Source organism: Dokdonella sp. GW821-FHT11D02 (assembly GCF_058808595.1).
In genome coordinates, this window is sequence record NZ_CM179520.1 from 3414768 (window position 1) to 3430420 (window position 15653).

26 protein-coding genes are annotated in these 15653 nt (G+C 59.5%); 20 read left to right on the forward strand and 6 right to left on the reverse strand.

Annotation, left to right across the window (positions count from 1 at the left end; genetic code table 11):
* Positions 1–22 precede the first annotated feature (22 nt).
* Positions 23–304, reverse strand: coding sequence for a 2-hydroxyacyl-CoA dehydratase (locus AC3QL3_RS14490; RefSeq protein ID WP_492894794.1), 282 nt, complete (start codon positions 302–304; stop codon positions 23–25).
* 253 nt (positions 305–557) lie between these two features.
* Here AC3QL3_RS14490 and AC3QL3_RS14495 point away from each other — a divergent pair, with 253 nt between their 5' ends.
* On the forward strand, positions 558–1535 hold the full coding sequence (locus AC3QL3_RS14495; RefSeq protein WP_492894796.1) for a hypothetical protein: 978 nt from the start codon (positions 558–560) through the stop codon (positions 1533–1535).
* 109 nt (positions 1536–1644) lie between these two features.
* Here the strand turns inward: AC3QL3_RS14495 and AC3QL3_RS14500 are convergent, their stop codons facing one another.
* From AC3QL3_RS14500 to AC3QL3_RS14520, 5 genes are all read right to left on the reverse strand, one after another.
* Entirely contained in the window at positions 1645–1806 is a 162-nt protein-coding gene (locus AC3QL3_RS14500; RefSeq protein ID WP_492894798.1) for a hypothetical protein, read from the reverse strand.
* A 28-nt stretch (positions 1807–1834) separates the two neighbouring features.
* A complete protein-coding gene (locus AC3QL3_RS14505; protein WP_492894800.1) occupies positions 1835–2260 on the reverse strand; it encodes a hypothetical protein in 426 nt (141 codons plus the stop codon).
* 602 nt (positions 2261–2862) lie between these two features.
* Positions 2863–3408: a hypothetical protein gene (locus AC3QL3_RS14510; RefSeq protein WP_492894802.1), complete on the reverse strand. Its 546-nt coding sequence runs from the start codon at positions 3406–3408 to the stop codon at positions 2863–2865.
* A gap of 198 nt (positions 3409–3606) precedes the next feature.
* Positions 3607–4014 carry a type II toxin-antitoxin system HicB family antitoxin gene (locus tag AC3QL3_RS14515; protein ID WP_492894804.1) on the reverse strand — a complete coding sequence of 136 codons (408 nt, stop codon included), beginning with the start codon at positions 4012–4014 and terminating at the stop codon, positions 3607–3609.
* An 85-nt stretch (positions 4015–4099) separates the two neighbouring features.
* Positions 4100–4426, reverse strand: a complete 327-nt coding sequence (locus AC3QL3_RS14520; RefSeq protein WP_492894806.1) for a type II toxin-antitoxin system HicA family toxin — start codon at positions 4424–4426, stop codon at positions 4100–4102.
* Positions 4427–4437: 11 nt separating this feature from the next.
* On the opposite strand from AC3QL3_RS14520, the gene AC3QL3_RS14525 reads away from it, so the two are divergent.
* The 19 genes from AC3QL3_RS14525 (at position 4438) to AC3QL3_RS14615 (ending at position 15634) form a co-directional block, all read left to right on the forward strand.
* On the forward strand, positions 4438–4659 hold the full coding sequence (locus AC3QL3_RS14525; protein WP_492894808.1) for a hypothetical protein: 222 nt from the start codon (positions 4438–4440) through the stop codon (positions 4657–4659).
* Positions 4660–4687: 28 nt separating this feature from the next.
* Positions 4688–5446 (forward strand): pentapeptide repeat-containing protein, encoded by a 759-nt coding sequence (locus tag AC3QL3_RS14530; protein ID WP_492894810.1) that lies wholly within the window; start codon positions 4688–4690, stop codon positions 5444–5446.
* On the forward strand, positions 5443–5637 hold the full coding sequence (locus tag AC3QL3_RS14535; RefSeq protein WP_492894812.1) for a hypothetical protein: 195 nt from the start codon (positions 5443–5445) through the stop codon (positions 5635–5637). The genes AC3QL3_RS14530 and AC3QL3_RS14535 overlap by 4 nt, the downstream gene beginning before the upstream one ends.
* A gap of 265 nt (positions 5638–5902) precedes the next feature.
* Positions 5903–6316, forward strand: coding sequence for a hypothetical protein (locus AC3QL3_RS14540; protein ID WP_492894813.1), 414 nt, complete (start codon positions 5903–5905; stop codon positions 6314–6316).
* Positions 6309–6611 carry a hypothetical protein gene (locus AC3QL3_RS14545; RefSeq protein ID WP_492894814.1) on the forward strand — a complete coding sequence of 101 codons (303 nt, stop codon included), beginning with the start codon at positions 6309–6311 and terminating at the stop codon, positions 6609–6611. The genes AC3QL3_RS14540 and AC3QL3_RS14545 overlap by 8 nt, the downstream gene beginning before the upstream one ends.
* Positions 6608–6958, forward strand: a complete 351-nt coding sequence (locus AC3QL3_RS14550) for a hypothetical protein (protein WP_492894815.1) — start codon at positions 6608–6610, stop codon at positions 6956–6958. The genes AC3QL3_RS14545 and AC3QL3_RS14550 overlap by 4 nt, the downstream gene beginning before the upstream one ends.
* A gap of 43 nt (positions 6959–7001) precedes the next feature.
* Positions 7002–7397, forward strand: coding sequence for a hypothetical protein (locus AC3QL3_RS14555; protein ID WP_492894816.1), 396 nt, complete (start codon positions 7002–7004; stop codon positions 7395–7397).
* A 674-nt stretch (positions 7398–8071) separates the two neighbouring features.
* The gene (locus AC3QL3_RS14560; RefSeq protein WP_492894817.1) at positions 8072–8251 is read left to right on the forward strand and encodes a hypothetical protein; all 180 of its coding nucleotides are present in this window, start codon (positions 8072–8074) and stop codon (positions 8249–8251) included.
* A gap of 1 nt (position 8252) precedes the next feature.
* Positions 8253–8465 carry a hypothetical protein gene (locus AC3QL3_RS14565; protein WP_492894818.1) on the forward strand — a complete coding sequence of 71 codons (213 nt, stop codon included), beginning with the start codon at positions 8253–8255 and terminating at the stop codon, positions 8463–8465.
* Positions 8462–8707: a hypothetical protein gene (locus AC3QL3_RS14570; RefSeq protein ID WP_492894819.1), complete on the forward strand. Its 246-nt coding sequence runs from the start codon at positions 8462–8464 to the stop codon at positions 8705–8707. Before AC3QL3_RS14565 ends, AC3QL3_RS14570 begins: the two co-directional genes overlap by 4 nt.
* A gap of 647 nt (positions 8708–9354) precedes the next feature.
* A complete protein-coding gene (locus AC3QL3_RS14575; protein WP_492894820.1) occupies positions 9355–9987 on the forward strand; it encodes a phage replication initiation protein, NGO0469 family in 633 nt (210 codons plus the stop codon).
* A gap of 2 nt (positions 9988–9989) precedes the next feature.
* Positions 9990–10766: a hypothetical protein gene (locus AC3QL3_RS14580; RefSeq protein WP_492894821.1), complete on the forward strand. Its 777-nt coding sequence runs from the start codon at positions 9990–9992 to the stop codon at positions 10764–10766.
* On the forward strand, positions 10763–11755 hold the full coding sequence (locus tag AC3QL3_RS14585) for a hypothetical protein (RefSeq protein ID WP_492894822.1): 993 nt from the start codon (positions 10763–10765) through the stop codon (positions 11753–11755). Before AC3QL3_RS14580 ends, AC3QL3_RS14585 begins: the two co-directional genes overlap by 4 nt.
* Positions 11752–12153, forward strand: a complete 402-nt coding sequence (locus tag AC3QL3_RS14590) for a hypothetical protein (protein ID WP_492894823.1) — start codon at positions 11752–11754, stop codon at positions 12151–12153. The genes AC3QL3_RS14585 and AC3QL3_RS14590 overlap by 4 nt, the downstream gene beginning before the upstream one ends.
* Positions 12153–12335 (forward strand): hypothetical protein, encoded by a 183-nt coding sequence (locus AC3QL3_RS14595; protein WP_492894824.1) that lies wholly within the window; start codon positions 12153–12155, stop codon positions 12333–12335. The genes AC3QL3_RS14590 and AC3QL3_RS14595 overlap by 1 nt, the downstream gene beginning before the upstream one ends.
* Positions 12325–12642, forward strand: coding sequence for a hypothetical protein (locus AC3QL3_RS14600; protein ID WP_492894825.1), 318 nt, complete (start codon positions 12325–12327; stop codon positions 12640–12642). Before AC3QL3_RS14595 ends, AC3QL3_RS14600 begins: the two co-directional genes overlap by 11 nt.
* A 462-nt stretch (positions 12643–13104) precedes the next feature.
* On the forward strand, positions 13105–13362 hold the full coding sequence (locus AC3QL3_RS14605) for an excisionase (protein ID WP_492894826.1): 258 nt from the start codon (positions 13105–13107) through the stop codon (positions 13360–13362).
* Positions 13334–14419, forward strand: a complete 1086-nt coding sequence (locus AC3QL3_RS14610) for a tyrosine-type recombinase/integrase (RefSeq protein WP_492894827.1) — start codon at positions 13334–13336, stop codon at positions 14417–14419. The genes AC3QL3_RS14605 and AC3QL3_RS14610 overlap by 29 nt, the downstream gene beginning before the upstream one ends.
* 345 nt (positions 14420–14764) lie before the next feature.
* Positions 14765–15634, forward strand: a complete 870-nt coding sequence (locus tag AC3QL3_RS14615) for a TonB family protein (RefSeq protein ID WP_492894828.1) — start codon at positions 14765–14767, stop codon at positions 15632–15634.
* The last annotated feature ends 19 nt before the right edge of the window (positions 15635–15653 follow it).

Genomic DNA, 15653 nt, shown 5'->3' on the forward strand with positions numbered 1-15653 from the left:
GCACTCGTCCGTTGCTGGGCAGTTAGATTTTGGACCGGACGCGTTTCGGCCTCCCCTCCTCCTCCGCAATTAGCCCTTGCAGGTAGGCGACGCCCTCCTCCTCGGGAAAGAACGCGATCACGTGAGCAACAGTTAGACGGTAGCGCTTCCGTAGCTCAAGGAACTCAGCCTTTGCCTGGGCCAGGCGCTCCTCAGTGCTCAGATTCTTGACGTCAAGCTTCGAAGTGCTTGGTGCGTCACTCTTGCTATCTAGTGCCGCTAGCTCTCGCTGGAACTGGCGGAAGTCGTAGGTGTTCTGGGTCATGCGCAGCTCGCCTCAAGCACAAGAAACTTCCTCGATAGCGTCTTGTAGGAAATCTCTTACAGATTTTATCCGAGATTTCGCACAGACGGCGCGCGTCTGCCTCGCTACTCTCCCAGACGATTCGTTGAACCGATACAGGCAAGAGTCTATTTCTGCATGATGCGATGTAACGCGCATCGCATGGACCGGCTTCGCGAATCATTAATGGAAAACCATGAACCGAACTTCCATCAGACGAATGGAGAATATGCCCATGTCTAAAAAATCGACGCCCCCAATCTCGCTTCTGATTGCCGCCGCCTCATTGGTCTTCAGTGGCTCTGTATTTGCAGATGGCCCAGTAAGCATTACGCAAGCTGGAGCCGCAGCAGGCGGAATCACTGCTGGCGACACGCCTGGATTTCCAGTCACAATCAGCCAGCCGGGGGCATATCGTCTTGACTCGAATCTAAGCGTCGCGGCAGCGCATACTCCGGGCTCCGCCATCGTCATCACCGCGAACGACGTCACCCTAGATTTGAACGGCTTCGCCGTCGACGGCGGCGTCAGATGCAGCCCCGGGTTCGATCGCGGAAATAGCTGCACAACAAGTACTTTTGACTACGCTCTGGTTAGCTCGAGTGGGGATCGTGTGACCGTTAAGAATGGGTCGATCATTGGCTCATCAGCAGACGGTCTTGCCGTAGCCAACTACGGCAGCGTTCAAGGCGTCAAGATTTCCATGAATCGCAACTGGGGCCTGCGATGCAACGCGGTTTCTGGCTCCATGAACGCAAAAGATGTCTCCATCACGAAGAATGGGCAAGGAGCCTATTTGGGCTGCGTAGCAAACTTCACAGACGCTGATGTGTCGTGGAACAACGGAGATGGAATCAACTCTTCGCTCAAAGGCGTGTACGTCAACGTGACGGCCACGAACAATACGGGCGCAGGCGTCATCACCGGCAACTCAGTAATTGAGAGATCGGTTTCTCAGCTAAACGGTGGCGTCGGCTTCTGGGGTGGTTCGGTAGTGAAGGATTCGGTTGCGCAAGGAAATGGTGACAGCGGATTCAAGACTCAATCGAACGGTACTTTGAGCGTTAACAACAGCGCGCTCGATAACGCGGGGAAAGGCTTTGATTTCGGTAATGCATCGAGCTGTTACTCGAATATCCTGGCATCAGGGAATACGGGCGCACAGATCAGTGGCGGCACACAACTGACCGGCACGAAGGTTTCGTGCCCGTAGAGCGAACTCGGTAACAGATGCGCGGGGTGACCGGCAGAGCCACCCCGTTCGCAATGCGCAAAGAAAAAGCCCCGCGCTAGGCGGGGCTCATACTGGCTAAGCAGAATTCTTAAGCTGCCGCCCTAGCTTTACTCTCACATCTGGCAATGGCTGCCTCGAAATGAGCGCTGATGTTTTCTAGTTCAGCCAATATCTCGCAAGCCAAACTAATACAGTCCTGCCTGCTCTTAGGTTCTGCTAAGGCAAGCAGATCGAGGCTCAGGTTGGACATATTAATCTCCTCATCTCCAAAAAACTCATTAAACTAATGACTGTTTTTTCAAGTCATTTATAACCCTATCATACTCATCCTTAACCTTATCATCACAAGCTAGCGAAAGCTCTCTGATTTTAAGGATGCATTGCTTCGAATTTAAGGCAATTCTCGTCTCGTCATGCTCAAGCAATTTGCTATCCAGCAACTGGGACAATGCATAATCTATAAACTCGAAGCCTCGAATTACGTCCTCTAAACTAGGATTCAGGTTCTCCTTGAACTCCATGAATCCAAATCTTTCATGTGCATCAATCAATCTGTTCACTTGCTTGACTACATGGTTCCAAACTAGACCGAGCACATCAGCAAGTTCTTTCTTCACTTCTTCCGTCTTTCCCCCGTCGCTCATGCCCTCCCCCGCCTCCTTAGACGAAAACGGCGCCTCTCGGCGCCGGTAGAAACCGGCCACGCCGGTCATACTCCCCAACGCAGCCAGTCTGGACCGACTGCAATTTGATCCTACAGAGAATTGCAAGCCTTGACAATACGCCAAAAGGCCTAAACGCCCCTTTGGTTCATATCTATGTTGCTGTCCTAACAGGACTTTTCAACACCGCTCGCGCAGGACTTGTCGGGGACTCACGGAACGCTGTTCCTCCCGCTTAGCCGGTTCGCGACGAATTCCTAACCCGCTGGAATTCTTGCAATTTCAAGTTCCGCGCGCTCCTTCCAACGCTCCGAGCGCTCATTCATTCAATTCCTTCCAGCGCTTCGATCGCCATCGATCCTCAAAGTTTCGACGGCTAGCCCACGAACCGTGCGTCAAACCTAACCCCTCGTCCCCAAAGGCCTAGTGCCGATCGCGAGCGCTGTGATGCTGCGCCGCACGATCGAAAGTTCTGCGTCGTCCCGCCCTCATCCGGTCACCAATTCTTTAACTTGCTCAACTTGAGAGCGACCGGCTTGCACTTGCGTAGCCTCCGCTAACCCCTTATCCCCAAAGGTTTAGCGCGCCCGGTCCGGACCAGGGACGGTGCAGTTTCACTGACACCGTCCTGCACTTGGAGGCCGTTACTCCAGCCGTAGCACCTCGGCATCGCCTTCAGGGCGCTTTGGAGCCTCTGTATCAAACCCGTCCGAGAAGAGGGGGTCCGGCATGATGCGGTCGACCGTAAATTCAAGGTAGTGATCGCCGTAGAACGTGCCGCCGGTGACGGGCGCTCCGTCGTCCAAGATGTGCATGATCTCCGCCCCGAAGCGGCCCGGCAGGATCTCGCCATTGAAGCCGTCAAACGTCTGCTCGTAGTCGAACGAGCCCGTCCCCGACCAACCCATGTCCGTGCCGTTTAGCACGATGTATGGCGCCGGGCCTGTCGTCGGCAGTGCGAAGTCGAAGTGGAACTGCGCGGCGTTCAGTCCCTCCGTCACTCGATAGTCATGGAACACCAACCGGGCGCCGAGGATGGTGCCTTCGGTCGGCCCAAGGTCGCCCCCGAAATAACCCCACAAGTAAGAGCGGCCGGCGATATCGGCAAAGGTGTAGCGCACCTGGACGATCTCGGCCGAGGCGGCGGAGCTCGCAAGCGCGAATAAGGCCAAGAGCAGATGGCGAATCATGGGACGCTCCGTTGGTTGGCGAGTCTGCGATTGCAACGCGGCTCCCCACTTCGGTCTTGACCGATCCTTGACGGAATCCCGGAATTTTATGACGCGACCATGACGTACGGTGACGAGGTACGCGACAAGCCCGCAGGTCGCACTTTTTCCACCTGACAGCCCGCACTGCTGCGGCGCGGGCGTAAGAAATCGCGCGAGCTAAGCCGCGTCCCGTGACATCGCCTCGATGGCTGCCCGAGCCAGGAAGCCCGAACGGCTCTCGCCGTGCTTGCTGGCATAGCTGTCGATCGTGTTGAGCAGCCGCTCGGCTATCGTGATGTTGATCCGCGTCGCCTTGGCGCTCAGCTTGGCGAGATCGACGTCTACGACAGCCCAGGTCATCTCCTTATAGTCGTTCTTGGCGCGCAATGCTTCGAGCGTGGTTGACGCCGGCGGCGCCTTGCCCTCGTCGATCGCGTCCTCCAAGTACAACAGGATCGCCTCCTCCGCATTGACGATTGCTTCGTCAAGCGTGTCGCCGGCGGAGAAGCATCCGGGGAGATCCGGGACGATCACGCCGTAGGCGCTCTTCTCGTCGCCGAGTTCGATGGCAATTGGATACCGCATGGCTCTCTACTCTCTTTGGTCGGAGCGCGCACGCTCCTGGGCATGGGTTAGGGCTTGGCTTGGAATGGTCGAGAGCATGGGCTCGCTAGTCGAGCCCAGCCTGCCTCCTAATCGCTTCCACGAGGCCTTTTCCTAGGTCTTTCTTCGGGTGCGGAACAATCACCGTCACGTTCGCCGCATTCCGATACTTGTGGTGACTGCCGCGGACCGAGATCAGCGCAAAGCCGTTTGCCTTCAGCTCTTTGATTAGGTCCGCGCTCTTCATGGTGTGTATTATACACACTGATCGGTTCTGCGCAAGAACTTCCGCTGCTGCGCCGCACGATCGAAAGTCTGACCAAACATCACACTTCGTGTTGACAGATACATCACGATATGTGATTCTTCCTCCCATCGACGCCACCCGGCGCATGGGAGAAGGACATGGACAACGCAGCAGCTGCCACCCGCTCGACCCGTCCGGCGAAGAACGCCGTTCATCGCATCAACCTGATGCTCATCCGTGAGTCGAACGCTCACTTCACGAGCATCAAGCAGCTCGCGGAAACCGTCGACTACATCCCAACCCTGCGCCGGAAGGTTCTCGCCGACGCTTATGACGCAGCCCAGGCCGCACGTGGCGATAGCCGTCGCGCGTGCCGGTAAGACACGCGCACTTCGGTCGCCACCGGACATGTCCTTCCTTCTTAGCCTCGTGCCTCGGCGCTTGCTGCAAAGCGCCTTGATCGCGCAGTGGCGACGGAAGCTGCCTCGCAGCGAGCGGCTGCGTCTAGAACGGTTCGGCGCGACAGGCAACGAGACCCACCACCCCTATTCATGGGCAGATGCCATCAGCGCAAGCGCCCAGGAGAAGTTCATGAAGTTCAGCATCAAGAACCGTTGGACCGGCGAAGCGCAGTACGAGTGCGAGCTGACCGCCGAGATCGCTGGAGCCGCCTACTCCGTCCAGCTGGGGCTTGCCGCTAAGAAGGCGGTCGCCGACAAGGCGAACCTGCGCGGTGCGGACCTGAGCGGTGCGGACCTGAGCGGTGCGAACCTGCGCGATGCGGACCTGAGCGGTGCGGACCTGCGCGGTGCGGACCTGAGCGGTGCGGACCTGCGCGGTGCGGACGGCAAAGCCTGTCCCGTAACCATCCCCAATATTCATCAGCAGGTATACGCCGCTGCGTCTCAGCCGCACGCATTGGAGATGGGCTCTTGGCACTCGTGCGAAACGACGCACTGCCGAGCCGGCTGGGTTGTGCATCTGGCGGGTGATGGTGGCCGAGCCTTGGAATACGCGCTCGGGACTTCCGTTGCTGCCGCCCTGATCTACCAGGCAAGTGACCCGAGTTTGGAGCGCGTTCCGGACTTCTACTCCGGAAACGAATCCGCGCTAGCCGATATGAAGCGCCTTGCTGACGCCGAAGCGTCGAAGCAGGTGTCGCCGTGACCCGCCAAGACCTCCGCACGAACGAACCGACATGGTGTGAGTACAGCCGCCAGGTCAACGGATCGAATGCGCACCGAACTGTTCAGTGGTGCAAGGACATCGCGCCGGAGCTGGTTGGCTTCCTCTCGTTGTTCGCGATCGGCGCTGCGCTGCTCGTTCTCTGCGGGCTGATCGTCCAGGCGGTGCTGTGATGAGCGCGCAGTTCACGCCGACGCAGACGCGTCAGCACAGTGAGACTGACTATCCAAAAAGATCGCCTGCTGCCCGCTCAATCTGCGCGCCGCGTTGGGTTGGCTGGCATGACGGCAAATCTAAGCAGAAAGACCCGTGCGACGGCTGTCCGCTAAATCGACCCTGCGTCAAGCAAGGTAACCACGGGCCGGGCTTGGAGGCTTTCACAAAATGGATAACTGGCATCAACGAGTTGGCCGACGCCCTCGCGAAGGCTGGTGCCGCATGAGCGCCGAACGCAAGCTGACTGCTCCAGGCGAATCCGCGTGTGTCCAAGTCAATGGCAAGGCGATTCCGCACAACACCGCTCAATGGTTCGTTCGCACCAATCGACACCCGCAGACGAATGGCGGCGCCTGGGGTTGGATCGAAGGCGCGCCAGGGAACGTTTGCTGGGAGGACTACAGCCGCTTCGATCGAGATGCCGCCTCTCTCGCGTGCCGGCTGCATAGCCAGTGGCTTGAGGACGCGAAGCCGATCCAACTCAAGATCAACGAGGCGCGCGATGCCTGGTGCATGGCAAGGGCTGCACTCGATAAGGCGGAGCTGGAACTTGGAATCCGCCTTGCTGCGTTCACAGCCGCTGACAGCTTGCTCGAATCACTCCTCGTCACCCAAGGAGCCGCGAGCCATGGCTGAGCAGACGAAACCGGTGTATGCGTTCGATGTCATTCAAGACGACGCGCGCGAAGCAGGCTATGAGCGCGATAGAACCGTAGGAACTAGGCGCTCTTTGGAGGCACGAGTCGAATCACGAGTCGCCTATGACGCCTTTGTCGAGTTAACCGTTGCGGTAGCCGCCTTAGTCGATCCGCCGCTTCGCTACAACGGTGATCGCATCGAGATCGATTGCTCCGACCACGCCACGGCTATGGCTGTTGTCGGCCGCGTCAGGAAAGCACTCGCCGCCGTGCGCGGAGGTGCGAGCGAATGAACGCCCTCCTACGCACCAGCCCATCCTGGGACTACATCGGACAGCGCAGAACGGTCGAGGACGATCGTATCGAACGTCGAGCAGAGTGCCTGTCCCAGGAGCGCATCGCCGATCCCGCTCGCATGAGCGCCGCCATCCGGCAGCTGATCGAAGTGGAAGACCCATACACGTACCCCGACAGCCAAGGGAACGTGCATTCCGTTCCCGGCGTGAAGCGCGGCCTTCCTCTGATGCGACTGTTCCTTGCCGGCGATGACGTCGAGTTCTGCGCACGTCTACGCAGCGAAGCCGAGAAACAGATTCGTACCAGCGCCTACGACGACGCACGCGATGAGGTATCGCCATGAGTATCGAGCGCGAGATGAAGGCTATCGAAGATCGGAGGTTGTCGTGAACGAACAACAGTTGTTGGTAGCAGCTCGTTCCGCTTGGGCCGTGGCGAGAGAGTCGGCCCAAGGCAAGCCCGATGCGCAACTCAACACGCAGCTCCTTGAAGTGATCCGCGTCGTGCGAGAGTCCATCGAGTTCGATCGCGAGTGCGCGAGCGAGTTCTCGCCACGACGCTACACGATCGACGACGAGAAGCTCGCTGCTGCTCGGTATGAGGCGTGGATGCGTGTTCGTCTATTCGCCATGCGTGCGCACCAGATTTGCAACCTACTGCGGCTGGCGAACCCGGAGATCGGCGAACTGCAAGACGACGGCTGCCTGCATGAGGCGATCCACGACTTGATGCGGGTCGATTGGCCGATGTCTCCGCCTGTTGGAGCAGGAGTCGTCGGATGAACACCATCGAACTCCTAACAGCAGCACGGAAGAAGATCGAGAGGCCGGAGTGTTGGACGAAGGGTTCTCAGGCTCGCGATTCTGACGGTCGCGAGATTCATGGACGCCATGAACTCGCAGTCTGCTGGTGCGGCTATGCCGCCATTGCTTTTGAGCAGCTTGCCAATGGCGGATGGTCATTCACAAGGGCTCTGTTTGCGCTCGATGTGGCCTGCGGGGAGTTCTACCCCGACTGGCAAGACGCCCCTCGGACCGAGCCATCAAGTGGGCGCGCTGCGCCATTCACGACAACGAGCCGCCGAGTGCGGCGTAGGAGTAAACGATGAAAAGCCACAGATGCTCGCTTTGCGGTGAGAAGTTCTGGACGAGGAAGGGACTCAATCGTCATACGGATTCGATTCACTTCAATGCATACGGAGATGCGCTTTCTAGCGCGATGCTGCCGAGAGACTGGCCCCAGCAATGGTATCCCCCGCACCCGCCGGGACCATTCGACTCTGACACGACGCCTATTCAGTGGCCGCCTACGTCGCACAGCCACGACTTCACTGGAGGCGGCGGCGACTTCTCTGGCGGTGGTGCGAGCGGATCGTGGGACTCGTCTTGCTCAAGTTCCGACAGCTCAAGCAGCTCGTCCGATTCGTCATGCAGCAGCAGCGACTAAGGACAACGACATGAAGTTTCGATATCTGATCGCCAACACGATGAACGGCAACATCCTCGGCACGAACGATGAGGACACGGCGCGTGGTTATGCGCAGTCGGAAGACTTCTTTGTTGGTGACGCCGAGAAAGGACTTTGGTTGAGCGGCGAAGACGACCAACCGATCCCCGAAGCTGGAGAGGCAGCCTGACATGGCAACCCACAGCAACGCGACAACCAAGAAGCTCAAGACGGGGATGAGGGTGAATCTCAACGGCGTTCCACGCTGGGCGACGGTCAATAGCGAAGGCGATGTTGAGCTTCATGATTCTAGGGAGGACGCGCGCCAATGGCGCGATTTCGTGCCCAACGACCAATGCCGCATCGTCCGCCTCAACCCGATAACGGGGGTGGTGAGCAAATGAGCGACGGTCGTCATCCCTATACGCACGCAGCAGACTTCGTGCGCGCGCTTGGCCCAGTCAACACAGGCGGAGTCGTTCTGAGTCGTAGCGACGCTTCCGCAATCATCGGCGGAATTGCTCTCGCGATCGGCATGAGTAAGGACGACCTCGCAGTGAAATTGTCACTGGCCGAGCAGTTGAAACCGGAGTCGGTTCGATCACGTGAAGCCGAACGAATCATCTCAGCAATAAGCCTGCGGTAACGATCACGGAGCTGCGGCGCGGAAGGACGCGCACAAGTGGGCAATACCTGTTCTTAGCGTGAACCCACTGAGCGGACGGTAATGCGAAGAAGCCTGCAACCGAGACGTCGGCCGAGTGGCAAGAAAGCGCAAAGCCCGTGCGGAACAGGAGCAGGTTTCGAGTCCTGCCAGCTCCACCAACTTAGGGACTGATGGCTATAAGACCCAAGTGAGCCGGCAACCCCGGAGATAGCCCGAGCCGCAATCGTTAACTGTGGTGGCAGCCGGAAAATTAGACAGGTCACGGCACCGCGTGGTCCCGGCGATACGGGACACAGATTTCACGGATGCGAGGGCGCAGGTGGTGACTGCGCGGTGCTGGGGCGTCAACTGGCAAGCATTGCCGACACCAAATCCTAGAACCCGGAGATCACCACCGGGCGCATCCACCCCATTCAACACACCGTGCCAGCCGGTAGCTGGCGGAGATCATAGATGAACGCAGTCCCGACATTCGACGAGCGCATGCGACTTCAGAGGGAACGTTTGGAAGACGTCGCACAGCGACAACGGATTGCGTTCGCTGACGAGTACGCGCGGATCGAAGCCGCGATGCACCAAGACACCGAAGACGAAGACTGCACTGACCTTGGATGAAGGAGATTGAAATGCCGATGAAGTTCAAAGCGACTGGTGGCGGTGAAGATTTCAAGCGCTGCCCTGCTGGCTCCCACCTTGCTGTATGTAACCTCGTCGCGGACGTGGGCTTGCAGCCCGGTAGCCGCATGTATCCGAACCCGAAGCACAAAATCTACGTGCGATTCGAGGTTCCCAACGAACGCGTCGAATACGAAAAGGACGGCCGCAAAGTCGAAGGGCCGATCACCATCGGTACGTACTACACCGCGAGCATGTCCGAGAAGGCCACGCTGCGGAAGCATCTGGAAGGCTGGCGTGGGAAGAAGTTCTCTGACAGCGATGCCGAGGACTTCGACGTCTCCGCGATCCTGGGGAAGCCCTGCATGTTGTCCGTCGTCGAGACGGACTCCGCTGACGGCAAGACCTATTCGAACATCGCCAGCATCAGCGCAATGCCCAAGGGACTTCCGGTGATGAAGGCCGAGAACCCTTTGTTGTACTACGCGCCGGACGACGAGCGCAGCTACGACAGCCTGCCCGAGTGGCTCCAGAAGAAGATTGGCGAGCAGCTTCAGGCGTCTAACAGGGAGCAGGCAGAAGACGAGGCAGCAAAGCAGTACGCCGCCACGCATGGCGAGCCCAACGACGACATTCCGTTCTGACCATGAACGACTCCGGCCACTGGTACAAGCGGGACGGCTCGCCCTGCTACGAGATCGCCACCAAGGACGGTGGCACTCGTGGGGTGAACCTGCGATGGGATCGTCAGCTCGGACTCGTGCCGAGCGTGACCACCGTCCTACAGGTTCTGGCGAAGCCCCAGCTTGAGAACTGGAAAGTCAGACAGGGAATCTTGGCTGCGCTCACCCTGCCGCGTGTCGATGGTGAGGACGATGAGACGTATCTCGCTCGTGTGCTGACCGATTCACAGCAGCAGGCGAAGAAGGCAGCCGAGGAAGGCACGCGCATTCACGATGCGATCGAGGCGTCGTTCAAAGGCAAGTACGTCCCGAACGCCTATCACCTTCATGTCGCTGCTGTACGTGACCGGATCAAGCAACTGTTCCCGAATGTCCTCGATTGGGTGGCCGAGAAGAGCTTCGCGCACTGGACGGGCTTCGGTGGAAAGGTGGACTTGCACTCTCCGTCTACCGGAATCGTCATCGACTACAAGGGCAAGGATGGCGATTTCAGCGACGGGAAGAAGCTTGCCTACGACCAGCACTACCAGCTTGCCGCATACCAGTACGGCCTCGGCCTTCCTCGCGCCATCTGCTGCAACCTGTTCGTATCCCGTACACATCCTGGGTGCGTCGCGCATCACATCTGGTCGGCAGACGAGATCACGGACGGCCAATCCATCTTCCTCAACACGTTGAGTCTGTGGAAGCGCTTGAAGCGCTACGACTCAGCGTTCACTCCGCTGGAGAAAGCAGCATGACCCCTACCCCAACCCCGAGCGATGCGCTGCCGAGTGACTGGCTGATTCAGGGCGCCCTGCTCTATCGCCTGACGGACGAAGCTCGGCCTACGAATTGCGACGAAATCCGCGTAACGATGGCTGATGGTTCTCCTGGATTCGGAGACGATTCGTGCATTAGGCGAGCGCAGCAGGTCTTGGAAGTCCTGAACCGCCGCACCCCGCCAGCGTCCGAGCAGACTGACGACATCGAGCAGCGTGCGCGGAGACTGTTGGAAATCGAGTACGAAAAAGTCGAACTCACTCTCTCCGCACTGCGCATGAGAATGGGCGGCCGCTACATCGATGATGTCGAGAAAGCAGCAGTTCTCGCAGTGTCTGCCGCCCTCCGCAGCGTCGAGCAGCCGAGCGCGCCGGAGCCGGTGATCGTGTTGGACGGGGTCGATGAGTACGGCCCGGTACTCCACTGGCACAAGCCTTGGGTTGACTTCAAAGCCGGAACCGAGTTCTACATCCACCCCGCGCCCCAGCATCTCTGCATTGTGACTGACGCGATGATCGAAGCGGCGCTGCTATCCGACGCTACGGCGCACGAACGCTGGTGCGGCGGCGCTATACCCGGCGAAGACGTACTCATGCGGGAAGCGCTGGAAGCTGCCGAGCGTGTCCGACCAGCGCCCCAGCAGCGCGAGAGTGCTACAACCACGATTGCTAATCTGTCCTGCAAGAAGTGCGGGGACGCTGTCTCCGTGAAGTTCCACTACGGAGACGTCCCGGACGAGTTGCCAAAGGATGCGCCCCTGCGGCCGGTGTCGGATGAAGTGTCGTCACTGATTGCCGAATTGCATCTCCTGGAAGAAGTGTGCGCGTTCTACGCGAACGACGAAGATCGTTTCTTACGGGAAGATGGGGAGGCGTACGGACTCATCCCGACCGAGGTAGGTCTCAAGGCGCGTGCGGCACGGAAGCGCTTCCAGGAACGCTCGCGGCTGGCCGGAGAAGGCGCATGAGCGATAGCAACGTTGTCGGCCACAAGACTTTCTGGTCGAAGGAGCGCGGCTTCTGGCACGAACCATTGCATGCTGACGAAGCGGATCGAATCTTTGCCGAGTTCGAGGCATCGAATCGTCGGAAGAACGAGTTGATGCCGGACGAAGAATCAGCGATTCGCATGCTTTTCGATGCCTACCAGCGGTTAAGTGACTTCGGGTGGCGCGACGCAATTTACTGCCCCAAAGACGGCAGTACGTTTCTCGTGATTGAGGCCGGCAGCACCGGACGCCACGAATGCACGTATCAAGGCGCATGGCCTGACGGACACTGGTGGATCGTGTCCGATGGCGACATGAGTCCATCACGTCCGGTCCTGTTCAAGCCCATTTCCGGCGCTGCCGAAGGCGGTGCGTGATGCCTGACTTCCCCGAACAAGTCTTCGACAAGAACTCTCCCTACAACGTGCTGCGCGAGGAACTAGAGCGTTCCGTCATCGAAGCGGCGGGCGACCTATTCCGTCGAGGCCTCGCCGAAAAGATCACCCTTCCCGGCCCCGGCTTCACAGTAACGATTGAGGTAACGAAAGATGAGCGATAGACCATCCGACCAGGCCATCGCGCAGGCGTTTTGGGAGCGCGCTGGCTACGACGAGATTCATGCTGCAAACGAGCGCGTAGCCATCTACAACCGCGCCCGCCAGATCGACGCAGGCAGTCGCTTCATGCGGAGGGATGCGGAGCGCTATCGGTGGCTTCGCGATGCAGCGAAGACTACCGACTTCACCTGTCCGCGATGGACTGTCGCTAGAGAATCAGGCGGCATGGGACAAACGTATCGAGGCGTCGAGTTAGACACCGCCATCGACGCCGCTATCCGCGAATCGTCAGGAGAGAGCAATGGCTGACTTCCTGAAACGTGTCACAGCGCTCTTGCTCGGCCGTGAACTCGTATGGCTCATGGATCACGACGGAGAAGTCACCCTGCGGTGTGCCAAGCGAACTCCATTTGGCTTGGTGTGTAACCGATATCCGTATGGGATAGCTCGATGCCTCTTACTACCTGAAGGAGTCGTCAGGGGTCCGTGCTACGTACATGCCTGGAAGCCTTGGAAGGAGAGCAGCGATGCGAAGTGAGGAACAAATCATTGAAGCCGCTGCGCTGACGATGAGAGAAAAGGTTGCACAGTGCGTTGAACGGAATCCGCGCAAGGTTGCTACAGAATTCGCAGCCAGAATCCGTGCCGAGATAAGCCCCGTCACACCCGCTCAAGTTCGTAGGTATGCAGAGTTGCACGGCTTACCTGGCTTTTCCAAGGAGCCGATCGAACCTCCCGCACTGAAAGGCCACCAAGATGCGAAGTGACAACATGCGCGGCAGGCTGGCGGCAGAGAAGTCCCCTCAACTCGTACCACTCGAAACATGGGCCGAATCGGTCTACGGTGAGAACGCGCCAGGCATTGACACGCTTCGCCGCTGGGCGCGCGATGCGCGGATCACGCCGCAACCCGAGAAGCATGGTCGTATCTACATGGTCAGCCCGGACGCTCGCTACGCTCCTGCGATTCGACGAAATCGCCTCGTCAATAGGATTGCCCGTGGCACCACACCAAAGAAATGCGCGTAACCGGGGATTCCCACGCGGGCTGCGTGAGCGCGACGGTTACTACTCGTGGACGCATCCGGATGGCCGTGAATTCGGACTTGGCCGGGATCGCGCTGCCGCGATCAGGGATGCCGTGGAAGCGAACCTATCCGTAGCGGGCGAACTACAACGCGTGAGACTCGTGGACCGCTTGGATGGCTCCACCGACAGGACAGTGAAGGCATGGGCAGAGAAATACGAGAAGGCGCTGGCGAAGAGGCAACTCTCGGACAACACCCGCCGCACCTACCGCAGCCTGTTGAAGCGCACACGCGAGTCGTTCAAGGACGACACCATGGTTGCGAGGATCGACACGCTCGCCATAAGCGGCGCGATCGAGGCATTGCAAGCCGAGGGGAAGCAGCGCCTTGCACAAGCTTGGCGTTCCTTCCTGAAAGACTTCTTCCGAGCCGCCGTCGCGGCGGGATGGATCACGCAGAATCCGGTCCTGGTCACTGAGCGCGTTGCCGTCGAAGTGCAGCGGGCACGCCTAACGCTCGACGTATTCCTTGCCGCGCGAGAGCGAGCCGTCGACTGGCTGCGCAACGCAGCGAACCTAGCGCTTGTCAGTGCGCAGCGTCGCGAGGACATTGCATCGGCGCGCTTCGCTGATGTTCATGACGAAGCTTGGTGGGTAGAGCAGAGCAAAACTGGTCAGCGGCTGTGTCTGCCGCTCTCGCTGCGCCTCGATGCCGTGGGCATCAGCCTCGCCGACGTGGTGCGGAATTGTCGCGGTACGGGCGTCTTGTCGAAGCACCTGATCCACCAGACTCAGCCATGGGCCAACAGTCCGCGTGGCCGTGAGATATGGGTGGACACGATTACGCGCCGATGGTCCGACTGCATCGTCGAACTCGGCATCGATTGGAAGGATAGAACGCCTCCAACGTTTCACGAGATTCGCTCGCTGTCCGAGCGCCTGTACAAAGCTCAGGGGAACATCGACACGCAAGAGTTGTTGGGACATCGCGACCCGCGCAGCACAAGCCTCTACCACGACTCGCGGGGCGCCGAGTGGGTGCGCATCGCTGTGGGTTGAACCGGAGACGAAGCGGAGAGAATCCGGAGAGATTAGATTTTGTTCTGTCCGAACAAATACTTAGAATCTAGCCCGTTTGTTGCCCATGCAAACGAACAAGAAAGAAAACTCGTTGCTCGGCTTCATTCAAATCCCAAGAGAACCGACGTCGACGTGTGGGCGCCTTTCGCCATCATAGAGTCAAACGCCGAGGCGGCTACAGCAAGCGCGCGTTCTTGATACTTGAAGCACAATCGGGCGCGCTTTCACCCCGTAACGGAATGCATTAAATTCTTCGGCACTCGGATCTGCAACGATCGTCCTGGATGAAATCGGGGCGCGGAATCCTGCGAAAGAGGTGACGTCATGACCGTTTCCCTGCGGCTCGATGTCGACGGACAGCGCATCACGGCACTCGCCGTCAGCTTGTTGCTGCATCTCGCGATAGTGCTCGCCCTGTTCGCCGTGCTCGGTGATCGGTCCGAGCCGATTACGGCCCTGCACGACGAGCCGATCTTCGTCCGTCTGATCCCCGATTCGCCGCGCGCGGCTCCCGGCCCGCCGGCCGACGAGCCGGCGCCGTCGGCGCGCGCCCAGACGCTGCCGACCAGCGCGAACCTTCGTCCGAAAATCGCGCGGATCGAGCTGGCGGCGACGCCACGCGAAAAGCCGCGCGCGCAAGCGCGAGCCGCCGTCCTGACGCTGGAACCGCTGCCGCCGCCGCAACGCGACGACGCCGGCCGTCCCTCGTCCCTGCTGCCGGGAGCAGCGGCGTCGTTGGCTTCATCGAGCAATACGGCCCGCACCGACGGCGATCAAGGGCGCGGGGGCGGCGGCATGGGCAGCGACTCCAACCGCATCCAATTCCTCAGCAAGGTGCGTCCGCGATTGCCGTCTTCGATGAAGGGCAGCCGTTGGAGCGGCTACACCCTGCTCGGCCTGCGCATCGACGTGAACGGCAAACCGGTCGAGGTCGTGGTGCTGCGTTCGTCGAGTTTCGCCTCGATCGACGCCGCGGCCAAACGCGCAGCGACGGCCAGCACCTACCTGCCGCATCGCGCGGACGGAAAACCGATCGAGCGCTGGGCGGTCGTACCGGTCGTTTTCGGCAGCGCCGTGCCGAACCTCGAACTCGACCTCGCCGAACAGGCGGCAAAATGGCGCGCGTTGCGCCCCGGAACAGGGCGGCCGTTCGAGCAACCCAATCGTGCCGGACAAGAGATTCGACCGACCTAGCGGCCGGACGTTCGCGGCG

Bases quoted from the DNA above. Each gene is read 5' to 3' on its own strand.
- AC3QL3_RS14490 (WP_492894794.1), bottom strand. From the start codon at position 304: ATGACCCAGAACACCTACGACTTCCGCCAGTTCCAGCGAGAGCTAGCG.
- AC3QL3_RS14495 (WP_492894796.1), top strand. From the start codon at position 558: ATGTCTAAAAAATCGACGCCCCCAATCTCGCTTCTGATTGCCGCCGCC.
- AC3QL3_RS14500 (WP_492894798.1), bottom strand. From the start codon at position 1,806: ATGTCCAACCTGAGCCTCGATCTGCTTGCCTTAGCAGAACCTAAGAGC.
- AC3QL3_RS14510 (WP_492894802.1), bottom strand. From the start codon at position 3,408: ATGATTCGCCATCTGCTCTTGGCCTTATTCGCGCTTGCGAGCTCCGCC.
- AC3QL3_RS14515 (WP_492894804.1), bottom strand. From the start codon at position 4,014: ATGCGGTATCCAATTGCCATCGAACTCGGCGACGAGAAGAGCGCCTAC.
- AC3QL3_RS14520 (WP_492894806.1), bottom strand. From the start codon at position 4,426: ATGCGCCGGGTGGCGTCGATGGGAGGAAGAATCACATATCGTGATGTA.
- AC3QL3_RS14525 (WP_492894808.1), top strand. From the start codon at position 4,438: ATGGACAACGCAGCAGCTGCCACCCGCTCGACCCGTCCGGCGAAGAAC.
- AC3QL3_RS14530 (WP_492894810.1), top strand. From the start codon at position 4,688: ATGTCCTTCCTTCTTAGCCTCGTGCCTCGGCGCTTGCTGCAAAGCGCC.
- AC3QL3_RS14540 (WP_492894813.1), top strand. From the start codon at position 5,903: ATGAGCGCCGAACGCAAGCTGACTGCTCCAGGCGAATCCGCGTGTGTC.
- AC3QL3_RS14545 (WP_492894814.1), top strand. From the start codon at position 6,309: ATGGCTGAGCAGACGAAACCGGTGTATGCGTTCGATGTCATTCAAGAC.
- AC3QL3_RS14550 (WP_492894815.1), top strand. From the start codon at position 6,608: ATGAACGCCCTCCTACGCACCAGCCCATCCTGGGACTACATCGGACAG.
- AC3QL3_RS14560 (WP_492894817.1), top strand. From the start codon at position 8,072: ATGAAGTTTCGATATCTGATCGCCAACACGATGAACGGCAACATCCTC.
- AC3QL3_RS14565 (WP_492894818.1), top strand. From the start codon at position 8,253: ATGGCAACCCACAGCAACGCGACAACCAAGAAGCTCAAGACGGGGATG.
- AC3QL3_RS14570 (WP_492894819.1), top strand. From the start codon at position 8,462: ATGAGCGACGGTCGTCATCCCTATACGCACGCAGCAGACTTCGTGCGC.
- AC3QL3_RS14575 (WP_492894820.1), top strand. From the start codon at position 9,355: ATGCCGATGAAGTTCAAAGCGACTGGTGGCGGTGAAGATTTCAAGCGC.
- AC3QL3_RS14580 (WP_492894821.1), top strand. From the start codon at position 9,990: ATGAACGACTCCGGCCACTGGTACAAGCGGGACGGCTCGCCCTGCTAC.
- AC3QL3_RS14585 (WP_492894822.1), top strand. From the start codon at position 10,763: ATGACCCCTACCCCAACCCCGAGCGATGCGCTGCCGAGTGACTGGCTG.
- AC3QL3_RS14590 (WP_492894823.1), top strand. From the start codon at position 11,752: ATGAGCGATAGCAACGTTGTCGGCCACAAGACTTTCTGGTCGAAGGAG.
- AC3QL3_RS14595 (WP_492894824.1), top strand. From the start codon at position 12,153: ATGCCTGACTTCCCCGAACAAGTCTTCGACAAGAACTCTCCCTACAAC.
- AC3QL3_RS14600 (WP_492894825.1), top strand. From the start codon at position 12,325: ATGAGCGATAGACCATCCGACCAGGCCATCGCGCAGGCGTTTTGGGAG.
- AC3QL3_RS14605 (WP_492894826.1), top strand. From the start codon at position 13,105: ATGCGCGGCAGGCTGGCGGCAGAGAAGTCCCCTCAACTCGTACCACTC.
- AC3QL3_RS14615 (WP_492894828.1), top strand. From the start codon at position 14,765: ATGACCGTTTCCCTGCGGCTCGATGTCGACGGACAGCGCATCACGGCA.